Genomic DNA, 13,554 nt, shown 5'->3' with positions numbered 1-13,554 from the left:
GATGGTTGAGCTGAAAGCGCCGTTAACCACACTATGGCGTGGCAAAGATGCTTTTGAGGAAGTGAAAAAATTGCAGGGTGAGGTGTTCAGAGAACTCGAGACGCGGCGAACCTTGCGATTTGAGCTGGCTGGTAAAAGCTATTTCCTGAAATGGCATAAAGGCACGTCACTGAAAGAAATTGTGAAGAATCTGATTTCGTTGCGTATGCCTGTTCTGGGAGCGGACAGAGAATGGCATGCGATTCACCGTCTGCGTGAGTTAGGTGTAGATACGATGCACGGCGTTGGTTTTGGTGAAAAAGGTTTAAATCCGCTAACCAGAACATCATTTATTATTACCGAAGATTTGACGCCTACTATTAGCCTCGAAGATTATTGTGCTGACTGGGATGTTGATCCACCGGATGTACAAGTGAAGCGGATGATAATTAAACGCGTGGCGACAATGGTGCGTAAAATGCACGCCGGGGGAATTAACCATCGCGACTGTTATATTTGTCATTTTCTTCTACATTTGCCTTTCTCCGGGCACGAAGAGGATTTAAATATTTCCGTCATCGACCTGCATCGAGCGCAAATACGTGAGCACGTTCCGCTGCGTTGGCGTGACAAAGATTTAATTGGCCTTTATTTTTCTTCCATGAATATTGGCCTGACTCAACGAGATATTTTTCGTTTTATGCGGGAGTATTTCTTGCTACCCTTACGTGAGATTCTACGGAAAGAATCGGAGTTGATTCATCAGGCGGATATTAAAGCGTCCAGAATTAAAGAAAGAACAATAAGAAAAAATCTTTAATATAAAAAGTAGATTTTTAAATAGCTTAGAGGCTATATGTTTCTATTCATATGCATGACTAATTTGCAATTGCTGATTGCACGGTCAATAATAGAAAAAGAGCAGTTGGAAAAAGTTGATTTTTTATTTATTGGCGATATAGATAACGTAAAAAACCAGTACTATTTAAAAATAATTCAGCCGTTATGTCGGCACTCAGATATCGTCCCGCAGGTAGCAAAATTTTCGACATTTAAAACGCTTAAAAGAACTCGGTATGCTAAAAAAATCATGGAAAAGTATGCCAGAGAATATCATACAGTTTTCTTTGCTAACTTTCATGTTCCTCTTGTACATCATATTTTATCGTGTATTTCTTTCTCTGAAATAAAAACGTTTGATGATGGTACAAATAATATTAATCGAAAAAGTATAATGTACAAAGATAAGCATATAAGCACAGCATCAAAATTTATAAGAAAAACGATGGGGCGAAAATATCATAAAGAGGAGGTGTTACAGTTAGATAAAAAACATTATACATTATTCCCTGATAAAAAAAATATCATTAAAAACACAGAAGAAATTATATTGGTGCATCATACAGCTACTCCCGATAAAAATAGGGGTTTGAAAAAAATATTATTAGGGACCGTATATATTGACGCATTAAAAAATAAAGAAGATGAGAACCTTTTTCTTCAACATCTTCAGGTATTTATTAAGAGAGAAGACATCGATATATATATACCTCACCCTCGATATGATTCTCATGAATTTGATGACGTATTAAATGTTAAATCTGAAATGATAGCTGAGGATATTATTTTAGAATATCTTGAGCAAGGGCTGGAATTAAAGTTATATGGCTTTAATAGTACAGTTCAGTATAATTTAAATAATATTTCGGCTGTTAAAAATTATAAACTAATCAGCCCTTTATTAACAGATGCTTTTAATCATGGACTGGAGCTTGATTTTAACCATATCTCAGTATAAATATAGTGTTGATGGTTTTATTCTTACAAAATATAAAAATAAAGATGACCAGATGACATCAGTGACAAAAAATGGTGGGTTCATTGAAAATAGCGTTTATTGGCGAAGCAGTATCTGGTTTTGGGGGAATGGAAACCGTTATTAGTAACGTTATCCATACGTTTGAGGGTAGCACGCCGAAAATTAACTGTGAAATGTTTTTCTTTTGTCGTAATGACAAAATGGATAAAACTTGGTTAAAAGATATTAAATATGCATCATCATTTTCAAATATAAAATTAAGCTTTGTTCGCCGGGCTAAGCATATTTATAACTTTAGTCAATGGTTGAAAGAAACATCACCGGATATTGTGATATGTATTGATGTCATCTCATGCCTTTATGCTCATAAAGCGCGAAAAAAAAGTGGTAAGCGTTTTACCCTATTCTCATGGCCGCATTTCTCGCTTGACCATAAAAAACATGCAGAATGTATAACGTATGCGGATTATCATTTGGCCATTAGTAATGGTATTAAAGAGCAGATGATAACACGTGGCATTTCAACGCAAAAAATTAGCGTTGTGTATAATCCTGTTTCTATCAAAACTATCATTGTTCCGCCACCTGAACACGATAATCCCGCTGTATTTCTCTATGTCGGGCGTCTTAAATTCGAAGGTCAGAAAAGAATTAAAGATTTGTTTGATGGTTTATCCCGTACAGCAGGTGAATGGCAATTACATATTATTGGTGATGGTTCTGATTTCGAAAAGTGTCAAGCCTATAGCCGAGAGCTTGGTATTGATCAGCGTATTATCTGGTATGGCTGGCAAAGCGCGCCATGGGAAGTCGTACAGCTAAAAGTAAAAAATGCCACTGCGTTATTACTCACCTCTGCCTTTGAGGGATTTCCGATGACGTTGCTGGAGGCGATGTCATACGGAATTCCATGCATAAGTTCCGATTGTATGTCCGGTCCGCGCGATATGATTAAACCAGGTTTGAATGGTGAGCTTTACGCTCCGGGCGCTATAGATGATTTTGTAGGATATTTGAATCAAGTTATTTCCGGCGAAATAAAATATCAGCATGATATTATCCCAGACACAATTGAGAAGTTTTACGATACTTCATATTTTAAAAATTTCAAAAATGCGATATTCTCGAAAATATAAAAGTGATCACTATGAGCAAAAAATACTTTGAAGAAGAAGTCATTCAACAGACTTTAGATTATAATTACGCACAACATAGTGATGCGGATAAATTCAATATAGCTTACGGGATTGATAAAAACTTTCTTTTTGGCTGTGGTGTATCTATTGCATCGATTCTCCTTGCTAACCCAGCGAAGGCGTTAGCTTTCCATGTTTTTACCGATTCCTTTGGTGCCGAAGATAGGCTGCGATTTGACGCATTGGCAAAACAGTACGCTACGCAAATCATTGTCTATTTAATCGATTGTGAACGATTGAAATCATTACCCAGCACAAAAAACTGGACTTACGCAACCTATTTTAGGTTCATTATCGCCGACTATTTTTCAGACAAAACAGATAGAGTGCTTTATCTGGATGCTGATATTGCATGTAAGGGAAGCATTCAGGAACTTATTGATCTTAGCTTCGCAGAGCATGAGATTGCGGCGGTCGTAGCTGAAGGCGAACTGGAATGGTGGACTAAGCGCTCGGTTAGTCTGGCTACACCAGGACTGGTTTCTGGTTATTTTAATGCTGGGTTTATACTCATTAATATACCTGCCTGGGCAGCTGAAAATATTTCGCAGAAAGCGATAGAAATGTTGAAAGATCCTGAGATGGTACAGCGCATAACGCATCTTGATCAGGATGTGTTAAATATATTATTAGTAAACAAAGCACGTTTTGTTGATAAAAAATTTAATACGCAATTTAGCCTGAATTATGAATTAAAAGATTCAGTTATTAACCCAGTTAATGCTGATACTGTTTTTGTTCATTATATAGGGCCAACAAAACCATGGCATAGTTGGGGGGCTTATTCTGTTTCACAATACTTTTTACAGGCGAAGAGCAACTCACCATGGTCTAACTCTGCACTTTTAAATCCAGTCACTAGTCATCAATTACGTTATGCGGCGAAGCATATGTTTAACCAAAAACGGTATACTTCGGGTATAGGTTATTATATAGCCTACTTTAAACGTAAAATCCTTGAATAAAAACTATAGGTGATGTAATGGATTCATTCCCTGAGATAGAAATAACTGAGTATAAAGTTTTTGATGAAAGCAATAATAGTGATGACCACATATTAAATGTTTCTTATGGTGTTGACGAAAACTATCTTGATGGTGTAGGGGTATCAATTGCTTCGGTATTATTAAATAATGATATTCCTGTTGCTTTTCATATTATTTGTGACTCTTACTCGCAAAGCTTTGTTAAGGATATAGAGCGTTTAGCTGTACAGTATCATATCAAGATAGCTCTTTATCTTATTAAAGTTGACAGTCTTGAGGTGTTACCTCAAACAAAGGTATGGTCGAGAGCAATGTATTTCCGTTTATTCGCTTTCGATTATCTCAGTAAAAAGGTAAATACATTACTCTATTTAGATGCTGATGTTGTATGTAAAGGCTCTTTGCAAGAATTGTTAAGACTTGATCTGACAGAAAAAATTGCTGCGGTTGTTAAAGATGTTGATTCAATCCAGAATAAGGTAAATGAGAGGTTAAGAGCATTTAATTTGCAAGGCGATTATTTTAATTCTGGTGTCGTCTTCGTTAACCTGACGTTATGGAAAGAGAATGATTTAACAGAAAAAGCATTTTTACTGCTGGCGGGTAAAGAGGCAGATTCCTTTAAATACCCCGATCAGGATGTTTTAAATATTTTGCTGCATAATAAGGTTATTTTCCTGCCGCGACAGTATAATACTATCTATACTATCAAAAGTGAGTTAAATGACAGAACACATAATAAATACAGCAACATAATTAATGATAGTACTATTTTAATTCATTATACAGGAGCCACAAAGCCGTGGCATGCCTGGGCAAACTATCCTTCAGTTATGTATTATAAAAATGCACGTCTTCATTCACCATGGAAGGATCATCCTGCAAAAGATGCTCATACAATAATTGAATTTAAAAAACGATACAAACATCTTTTCGTGCAGGGGCATTATTTCAAAGGCTTTCTGGCAGGAAGCGCTTATCTCTACCGTAAACTTTTCCACAAATAATTCCCTCCCTAAATCTTATTATGATTATTGAAAAAAAGATTAAAAACTATACCGTTTTTGTCAAAAAAGATGGTGAAAAATACATTGATATATTTAAAGACTTTTTATCTTATAATCTTCAGGTGCTCAAAGTTTTTCGTAATATAGAAGATACAAAAGTTGTATTGATTGATACAGCGTATGGCAAATATATCCTTAAAGTATTTAGTCCAAAAGTAAAAAATACTGAACGCTTTTTCAAATCGCTGGTAAAAGGAGATTACTACGAGAAATTATTTCGCCAGACCGATCGTGTCCGGCGTGAAGGGTTTAAAGCACTTAATGATTTTTATCTTCTGGCGGAAATTAAAACATTACGCTATGTAAAAACATACGTGATGCTGATTGAATATATCGAAGGGATTGAACTTGTTGATATGCCGGAAATTTCTGATGAGGTGAAAAATAAGATTAAGCAATCAATAGTTTCCTTGCATAAGCATGGTATGGTTTCAGGCGATCCCCATAAAGGCAACTTTATTCTTCAAGGTGGTGAAATCAGAATTATCGATTTGTCCGGAAAAAGACCTTCACGACAACGACAAGCAAAGGATCGTATTGATTTAGAAAGACATTATGATATCAAAAATAACGTAAAAGATATCGGATTTTACCTATTGATTTATAAGAAAAAAATCAGAAATCTCCTTCGCCGTATTAAAGGTAAGGAAAAGCGCTGAGCAATGTAGCACGTTTAGTTTAATTTAAGGGATCAGCTGGCTTTAATTTGCTGTAACGTTGTGACATACTGAAGAGAATTTAAGATGTAATTTTACTAATTAAGCATAACTTTTATTTATAGGTTGCATGATAAGCATACGAGTTTTTTATGGGCAGCGTTAACTTTATAACTCACGCCGATGTTCTGCAACTTATTGCGAAAAGAACGGCTGAAGATTGTATTATTTTTCTTTCTGGCCCAACCTCCAGAAAGACGCCGCTGTCCTTGTTACGAGTGAAAGATGTCATTGCAGTAAATGGCTCTGTCAACTATTTGCTCAGCAATAACGTCAAACCCTTTTTGTATCTTCTGACGGACGTTCGGTTTCTTCATAACCGACGCGAGGATTTTTATAAATTTAGTAGCCATAGTCAGTTTACTATTGTCAACCTTGATGTTTACGAACAGGCTACAGCAGAAGATAAAAAATATATTGAAGAAAACTGTTTAATTATTCGCTCTTTTTACCGTCGCGAGAAAGGGGGCTTTTTAAAGAAAATTAAATTTAATTTTCTCAGGCGCATTCATAAGTCATTACTTATTTCGGTTCCTTTCTCAAAAAGAGGCAGATTGACCGGGTTTTGTAAAGACATTAGTATTGGTTATTGTTCTTGTCATACTATTGCGTATACAGCTATTCAGGTTGCGTATTCCCTAAAATACAAACGTATTATATGTTCCGGGCTTGACTTAACGGGCAGTTGCCCACGTTTCTATGATGAAGCCTCTAATCCTATGCCGTCTGAATTGAGTAAAGATTTGTTTAAAATACTACCATTTTTTACTTTTATGAGAAAAAATGTCAGTGATTTAAATATCTTTAATTTATCAGATGATACTGCGATTCATTATGATATTATCCCGTATATTAAAGCCTCAGATCTTGAGGATGAGATATATTACGATAAGATCGTCTAAATACTAAAAAATTGCCATTTTGCGTTGCTTTTAGCACGCTTTCTTTTTCCATAAGGCTTAACTGTTCCGGATTAAAGCTATTATGATTAAAAAAATCATATTTACTGTTACTCCTATATTTTCAATTCCTCCACGTAGTGCGGCTGCGGTAGAGACCTGGATATACCAGGTTGCTAAGCGACTATCAATACCTAACGCTATTGCTTGCATAAAGAATTCTGGTTACCCTGAATATTACAGAGTAAACGACAACTGTGATATTCATTATATTGGATTTAGTAAAATTTATAAGCGCCTTTTCCAGAAATGGACTCGCCTCGATCCTTTACCTTATTCCCAGCGTGTTCTTAATGTTAGAGACAAAGTCACTACCCAGGAAGATAGTGTTATTGTTGTGCATAATAGTATGAAACTTTACCGACAGATTAGAGAGCGCAATCCGAATGCAAAACTGGTTATGCACATGCATAACGCCTTTGAACCAGAACTTCCTGATAATGATGCGAAAATTGTTGTGCCCAGCCAGTTCCTTAAAGCGTTTTATGAAGAAAGGTTGCCCGCTGCTGATGTTTGTATCGTCCCTAACGGTTTTTGCGCTGAAACCTATACCAGAAATCCGAAAGATAATCTTCGTCAGCAGCTAAATATTCCGGAAGATGCCACTGTTCTCTTATATGCCGGGAGAATTTCGCCCGATAAAGGCATCTTATTGCTTTTGCAAGCGTTTAAACAATTACGTACCCTGAGAAGCGATCTTAAACTTGTGGTCGTTGGCGACCCGTATGCAAGCCGCAAAGGGGAAAAAGCAGAGTATCAAAAGCAAGTTCTGGATGCTGCAAAGGATATTGGCACTGATTGTATTATGGTGGGCGGGCAATCGCCTGAGCACATGCATAATTTCTACCATATCGCCGATCTGGTTATTGTTCCCTCTCAGGTTGAAGAGGCGTTTTGCATGGTGGCTGTAGAAGCGATGGCGGCTGGAAAAGCAGTCCTTGCCAGTAAAAAAGGGGGGATTTGCGAATTCGTGTTAGATGGTATAACGGGTTATCACCTCGCGGAACCGATGTCGAGCCACAGTGTTATTAATGATATTAACCGTGCGCTTGCTGATAAGGAACGCCATCAGATTGCAAAAAATGCAAAAGAACTGGTATTTTCAAAATACAGTTGGGAAAACGTAGCGCAGCGTTTTGAAGAGCAAATGACCAGTTGGTTTGATAAATAATTTAATACTTACTGTGGAAAACGCGCTAATACCTTGATAAGTATCAGCGCATTTTATTCATTTATTTATTTCTTAGCGCCAGCAGGAAACCAGTAATTATCCCTAATTGATCTATATCGACTTGTTCAAAGTTTCCACGAATGATATAAAAACCGACGAAAGATAGGAATAATAAAAGATGAGCATTGTAGGGGCTTATCTCTACTTTTTTAAAGGTGGAACTGGCTGTTTCCTTGATAATAGCACCATATAAATAGGCCAGGCTCGCCAGACCCAATATGCCGGCGCTAAACCAGATATAAAGAATAGTATTATGCGGGCCGATAGATTCTTTAAACGTCCACGTTGGATAATCGACCACGCGTTTGTTATAGACACTATCATAAACATCATTGCTATAGCCGTAGCCTTTTACAGGATTTTCCTGAATCAGTATCCACGCGGTGCCCTGGGTTCCGTTCGTATAACGATATGAACTATCCGTCTGTTGCAATTTATAAAGTAACCGCTCCTGATCCGGTTTATGGCTTTGCTGAGTGATCACCAGCGCACCTGCAATAACCAGTAAAACCGCGCCAACTCCCATTAGCTTCCACTGGCGATTCAATATCGCCCATAAAACACCCACCACTAAAACTGCCAGCCATGCTCCACGCGACAATGTACCTAACATCAAGAACAGATAGACGGCGCTTAGCGCGAAAAAAGCCAATTTGAGCGACGTTTTTCTGAATAGCCAGATATTCAACAGAGCCGGAAAGAGAAATACCATTGAGTCAGATATATGCCGGTGATCATAGTTTGTAAATGGCATCACTCCCCTGGAATAGTCCTGAATATAAAGAACAATTTCTACCAGTGAACGTAACCCTAAGCTTGTAAGAAAAGAGAAAAGTACGATTTTTGCAATCGTTTCTTTGTTTTCATCTTTTAATAAGACAGGAATCAATAAAGTATATAATAAAAATCCTTCCAGCACCGTATTCTTAAATTCTTTGAAGCTGGCCTTCATATCCGGTGAAATGAACACAGAATAGACAAGGGCTAACGATAATAGCACTATGCTATAAAATACGCTACTTTTGAAGAGATGTGAAAAACTTTTCGGTGAGCGTGAAACCTGATATATCGCGGTTATAATCATAAGTATTGTTATTAAATGCTTATAACGCGTAATACCATCCAAAAAATACGTGGCAACAAAAAGAAAAACCAGCGCTTTATTCCAGGTAGGCTTCCATTTCTCTTTATTGTTTAACGTTAATGATGTGGTTAGCATCTTTTCTCCACAATAGGTTTGGGGTGAGACAGCGTCTCTTTAAGTAATCTTTCCAAATACGCTTGTAGCATCTAAATTCGCCAGGTTTTTTTCTGGCGAGCAACATGCCATTTGGTTCTTCCCATAACCGCCAATCAACCCAGGATCCGTTGGGCCATATAGCGTAATATTCGGTCTGTCGAGTGCTGCGGTGAGATGGCTCAGGCCGGTATCAACCGATACAACAAACTTTGCGCCAGCCAGCACTCTGGCGACTTCCTCCAGGCTCATGCGCGGTAATACATCCACATAGTCAAAGCCTTCGGCCAGTCTTTTAGCGCGGGCTTCTTCATGAGGTGCTCCCCAGGGAAGTTTTATCCGGAGCCCGGCATTGCCCAACAAGCTAATCAGCTCACGCCAGTTGGCTTCCGGCCAGTGCTTATCATCGCGGGTCGTGGCATGTAAAAATACCGCATATGGAGCGCCGACCGTTTGCTGGTCAAGCAGAAAATGTTTTGCGATGGCGTAATCGCCCTGCGTCTGTGGCTTATCATATCCCAGGCTTTTGGCGAACAACTCGCGCGTCCGTTCAACAGCATGTTGTTGCTTCGCGATATGGTGTTTACGGTTATAAAACAGGCTGGCCAGTGGCTCGCGGACTGTACTCCAGTCCATACCGTGCTTTATCCCCTGCGACAGACGTGTCACCAGCGCGGCGCTTTTTACCAGCCCCTGGGCGTCAATAACCGCATCATAGTGATATGCACGTAGCGCATGACGAAAGGCGTTGCGTTCCGCTTTGACCGACGCGGAAAACCAGGCCTTGCGCCAGCGGCGAATAGCGACGGGAATGACGCGATCGACGGCGCCGTGCCAGGATGGTATTTGCGCGAACCCTTCTTCGACAACCCAGTCAAATTGAATTCCTGGAATCGCGTGTTGTGCGTCGGTTAGCGCAGGCAGGGTATGCAACACGTCGCCCATCGATGACGTTTTAACAATCAAAACGCGCATTAAACGTCCTCTTCCGACAACAAGGAATGAAGTTCTTCCAGAACTCGCTGCGGTGTGATATCGACCAGACTCTGGTGATAGCCTTGCGCCGCATCGCCTTTACGCACTCTGTGATAACCCGTAATCAGACGAATTACGCGAGCTTTATGCGATAGAGGCGGCGTGAAGTCCGGACTACTGGGGCCATACAACGCGACCAGTGGACGGTTGAGCGCTGCCGCGACGTGCATCAGTCCGGAATCGTTAGTGACAATGGCTTTACAGGCGGCTATCAGAATGACGGCCTGCTCCAGTTGGGTTTCCCCCGCCAGATTACGGCACCATCCCTGCTGTTCACTATTCAGCGCTGCCAGGATTTCATTCCCGGCTTCATGGTCTTTTGCCGAGCCAAACAGTACAACCTGATAGCCTTCATTGATAAGCTGTTTTGCCAGGTCAGCGTAGTGATAGTGTGGCCAACGTTTCGCCGGGCCAAACTCCGCGCCGGGACAGAAACCTACCAGTGGACGCTCCGTCGATAGCGAAAACTCGCTGCATATCAGCGATTTCTCACCTTCACTGACCTGTAACTGCGGCCAAAGGAGTGGCTGTGGCAGATCTTTTGCTGTACGCATCACGCCCTTGTCATAAGCCAGCGCTACGTAGCGTTCCACCATCAGTGGCCAGGCTTCTTTCTCCAGCACGCGCACATCATTGAGCAGTCCATAGCGCATTTCGCCACGCCAGCCAGTTCGATGTGGAATGTTGGCAAAGAAAGGAATCAGCGCGGATTTAAACGAATTAGGCAGCACATACGCGCGATCATAGTGTTTTTCTCGCAGGCGATAACCCAATTTGCGGCGTTCGCCAATTTCCAGCGCGCCGTGGCCCAGAGGCATGGGGATAGCCTCATTGACTTCTGGCATACGCGATAACAATGGACGACACCACGCGGGTGCCATCACGTCGATTATTGCCTGAGGATAGCGCGCCTTGAGCGTACGGTAGAGGCTTTGCGACATCATCATGTCGCCTACCCAGGATGGGCCTATGACCAAAATTTTCATACTTACGCGTCGCGGTTCAGCCAGGCCATATATTCCGTTACCCCTTCGGCGACGGTCTTGAAGGGTTTGTCGTAACCTGCATTACGCAGATTCGTCAAATCCGCCTGCGTAAACGCCTGATAGCGCCCTTTCAGCTTATCCGGGAATGGAATGTACTCAATGCTACCTTTTTTATGATACGCCAGCGTCGCGTCGGCGACGGCCTGGAAGGATTCCGCACGGCCTGTGCCCAGGTTAAAGATGCCCGAAACACCGCTCTCCAGGAACCACAGGTTAACGTCAGCGACATCGCCCACATAGACGAAATCACGCTTGAAGTTTTCGCTACCTTCAAACAGTTTTGGGCTTTCGCCGTTGTTTAATTGCGTATTCAGATGAAATGCAACGCTTGCCATGCTGCCTTTATGGCCTTCACGCGGTCCATAGACGTTGAAATAGCGAAAACCGACAATCTGGGAGTTTGCTTCTGGCAGGATCTGGCGCACGTATTCATCAAACAGGAATTTGGAGTACCCGTATACGTTAAGCGGTTTTTCATATTCGCGCGATTCGATGAAATCGGAGGTGCGACCGCCATAGGTGGCGGCAGAAGAGGCATACAGGAACGGAATTTCGCGCTCAAGGCAATAGTGCAGCAGCTCTTTGGAGTATTGATAGTTATTATCCATCATGTATTTGCCATCCCACTCGGTAGTGGAAGAGCAGGCGCCTTCATGGAAAATAGCCTCAATATCGCCAAGTTCCTCGCCGGACATAATCTGGATCAGGAAATCTTCCTTATCCATATAGTCAGCAATATTGAGATCCACCAGGTTCACAAACTTGGTGCCGTCTTTCAGGTTATCTACCACCAGAATATCGGTGATACCTTTATCATTCAGAGCCTTAACGATATTGCTGCCGATAAAGCCCGCGCCGCCTGTAACGATGATCATAACTGTAACCTTTGAATTAAGGTGTCCGAGACTGCCTCAGACATGAATGCTCTCATCATATCACTATTCCTCCATTCACTGATAACCCGTGAGGATACGCGTGATTTATGCTGCATTTTAAAGAAGTGATGATGCGTCATCTCGTATCAACGTATAGCTTTGGGTAATATGTGCTGAAATTTGCCCAGTCTGGAGAATCGCAATGCGTGGGGATTTTTACAAACAGTTAACCAACGATCTGGAAACCGCCCGGGCGGAAGGGTTGTTTAAAGAAGAGCGCATTATCACGTCTGCACAGCAGGCGGATATCACCGTGGCGGATGGAAGCCGCGTCATTAACTTTTGCGCCAATAACTATCTGGGGTTGGCAAACCACCCGGAACTGATTGCGGCGGCGAAAGCAGGAATGGATTCCCATGGGTTTGGCATGGCCTCGGTACGCTTTATCTGCGGTACCCAGGACAGTCATAAACAGCTGGAGCAAAAGTTGGCCACTTTCCTCGGTATGGAAGATGCGATTCTGTACTCTTCCTGTTTTGACGCTAACGGTGGTCTGTTTGAAACGTTGTTGGGGGCAGAAGACGCCATTATCTCCGATGCGCTGAACCATGCGTCTATTATTGACGGCGTTCGCCTGTGTAAAGCGAAGCGCTACCGCTATGCAAACAATGATATGCAGGAGCTGGAAGCGCGTCTGCAAGAAGCGCGTGAAGCTGGCGCGCGTCATGTACTGATCGCCACCGACGGCGTGTTTTCAATGGATGGCGTTATCGCTAACCTGAAAGGCGTGTGCGATCTGGCGGACAAATATGATGCGCTGGTGATGGTCGATGACTCTCACGCGGTAGGGTTTGTGGGGGAAAATGGCCGCGGTTCTCATGAATACTGCGACGTGATGGGGCGTGTCGATATCATCACCGGTACACTGGGTAAAGCGCTGGGCGGCGCGTCCGGTGGCTATACCGCGGCGCGTAAAGAGGTGGTGGAGTGGCTGCGTCAACGTTCGCGTCCTTATCTGTTCTCCAACTCCCTGGCCCCGGCGATTGTCGCGGCGTCGATTAAAGTGCTGGAGATGGTAGAAAACGGCGGCGAACTGCGCGATCGCCTGTGGGCAAATGCCCGTCAGTTCCGCGAACAGATGTCTGCCGCAGGTTTTACGCTGGCAGGGGCGGATCACGCGATTATCCCGGTGATGCTGGGAGATGCGGTGGTTGCACAGAAATTTGCCCGCGAATTGCAAAAAGAAGGCATTTACGTAACCGGTTTCTTCTATCCGGTCGTACCAAAAGGTCAGGCGCGTATTCGTACCCAGATGTCTGCGGCGCATACGCCTGAGCAAATTACGCGTGCGGTAGACGCGTTCACGCGTATTGGTAAACAACTGGGCGTGATTGCCTGAGGATGTGAG

General features: G+C 42.0%; 13 protein-coding genes. 9 read left to right on the top strand and 4 right to left on the bottom strand.

Annotated elements, in window-relative coordinates:
* The first annotated feature begins 1 nt into the window (after window position 1).
* The 8 genes from rfaP (at window position 2) to SBG_RS17120 (ending at window position 7,893) form a co-directional block, all read left to right on the top strand.
* On the top strand, window positions 2-799 hold the full coding sequence (gene rfaP, locus SBG_RS17155) for a lipopolysaccharide core heptose(I) kinase RfaP (RefSeq protein WP_000229816.1): 798 nt from the start codon (window positions 2-4) through the stop codon (window positions 797-799).
* A 54-nt stretch (window positions 800-853) separates the two neighbouring features.
* A complete protein-coding gene (locus SBG_RS17150; RefSeq protein WP_000183406.1) occupies window positions 854-1,777 on the top strand; it encodes a glycosyltransferase family 52 in 924 nt (307 codons plus the stop codon).
* 83 nt (window positions 1,778-1,860) lie between these two features.
* The gene (gene waaB / locus SBG_RS17145) at window positions 1,861-2,934 is read left to right on the top strand and encodes a lipopolysaccharide 1,6-galactosyltransferase (protein WP_015703056.1); all 1,074 of its coding nucleotides are present in this window, start codon (window positions 1,861-1,863) and stop codon (window positions 2,932-2,934) included.
* Between the two features lie 11 nt (window positions 2,935-2,945).
* Window positions 2,946-3,959 (top strand): lipopolysaccharide 3-alpha-galactosyltransferase, encoded by a 1,014-nt coding sequence (gene waaO / locus SBG_RS17140; protein ID WP_000039672.1) that lies wholly within the window; start codon window positions 2,946-2,948, stop codon window positions 3,957-3,959.
* Window positions 3,960-3,976: 17 nt separating this feature from the next.
* Window positions 3,977-4,987 carry a lipopolysaccharide 1,2-glucosyltransferase RfaJ gene (gene rfaJ, locus SBG_RS17135; RefSeq protein ID WP_000376881.1) on the top strand — a complete coding sequence of 337 codons (1,011 nt, stop codon included), beginning with the start codon at window positions 3,977-3,979 and terminating at the stop codon, window positions 4,985-4,987.
* A gap of 20 nt (window positions 4,988-5,007) precedes the next feature.
* Window positions 5,008-5,706 carry a lipopolysaccharide core heptose(II) kinase RfaY gene (rfaY, locus tag SBG_RS17130; RefSeq protein ID WP_000582807.1) on the top strand — a complete coding sequence of 233 codons (699 nt, stop codon included), beginning with the start codon at window positions 5,008-5,010 and terminating at the stop codon, window positions 5,704-5,706.
* 149 nt (window positions 5,707-5,855) lie between these two features.
* On the top strand, window positions 5,856-6,665 hold the full coding sequence (gene waaZ, locus SBG_RS17125) for a 3-deoxy-D-manno-oct-2-ulosonate III transferase WaaZ (protein ID WP_000536024.1): 810 nt from the start codon (window positions 5,856-5,858) through the stop codon (window positions 6,663-6,665).
* An 82-nt stretch (window positions 6,666-6,747) separates the two neighbouring features.
* Window positions 6,748-7,893, top strand: coding sequence for a lipopolysaccharide N-acetylglucosaminyltransferase (locus tag SBG_RS17120; RefSeq protein WP_000591838.1), 1,146 nt, complete (start codon window positions 6,748-6,750; stop codon window positions 7,891-7,893).
* A 61-nt stretch (window positions 7,894-7,954) separates the two neighbouring features.
* On the opposite strand, the gene rfaL is transcribed toward SBG_RS17120, so the two are convergent.
* Genes rfaL through rfaD form a run of 4 tightly spaced genes read right to left on the bottom strand, consistent with a single transcriptional unit; the run spans window position 7,955 to window position 12,146 of the window.
* Complete coding sequence (gene rfaL, locus SBG_RS17115; RefSeq protein WP_000958476.1) at window positions 7,955-9,172, bottom strand: O-antigen ligase RfaL; 1,218 nt, start codon at window positions 9,170-9,172, stop codon at window positions 7,955-7,957.
* A 39-nt stretch (window positions 9,173-9,211) separates the two neighbouring features.
* Entirely contained in the window at window positions 9,212-10,165 is a 954-nt protein-coding gene (gene rfaC, locus SBG_RS17110) for a lipopolysaccharide heptosyltransferase RfaC (RefSeq protein ID WP_001264543.1), read from the bottom strand.
* Window positions 10,165-11,211, bottom strand: coding sequence for an ADP-heptose--LPS heptosyltransferase RfaF (rfaF, locus tag SBG_RS17105; protein WP_000699188.1), 1,047 nt, complete (start codon window positions 11,209-11,211; stop codon window positions 10,165-10,167). Before rfaF ends, rfaC begins: the two co-directional genes overlap by 1 nt.
* 2 nt (window positions 11,212-11,213) lie before the next feature.
* Complete coding sequence (gene rfaD / locus SBG_RS17100; protein ID WP_000587776.1) at window positions 11,214-12,146, bottom strand: ADP-glyceromanno-heptose 6-epimerase; 933 nt, start codon at window positions 12,144-12,146, stop codon at window positions 11,214-11,216.
* Window positions 12,147-12,348: 202 nt separating this feature from the next.
* Between rfaD and kbl the strand changes: the two genes are divergently transcribed.
* On the top strand, window positions 12,349-13,545 hold the full coding sequence (kbl, locus tag SBG_RS17095) for a glycine C-acetyltransferase (RefSeq protein ID WP_001213797.1): 1,197 nt from the start codon (window positions 12,349-12,351) through the stop codon (window positions 13,543-13,545).
* Window positions 13,546-13,554 lie beyond the last annotated feature (9 nt).

Origin of the sequence: Salmonella bongori NCTC 12419, assembly GCF_000252995.1 — a bacterium.
GTDB lineage: Bacteria > Pseudomonadota > Gammaproteobacteria > Enterobacterales > Enterobacteriaceae > Salmonella > Salmonella bongori.
This window is presented reverse-complemented; position numbering and strand designations above follow the sequence as displayed.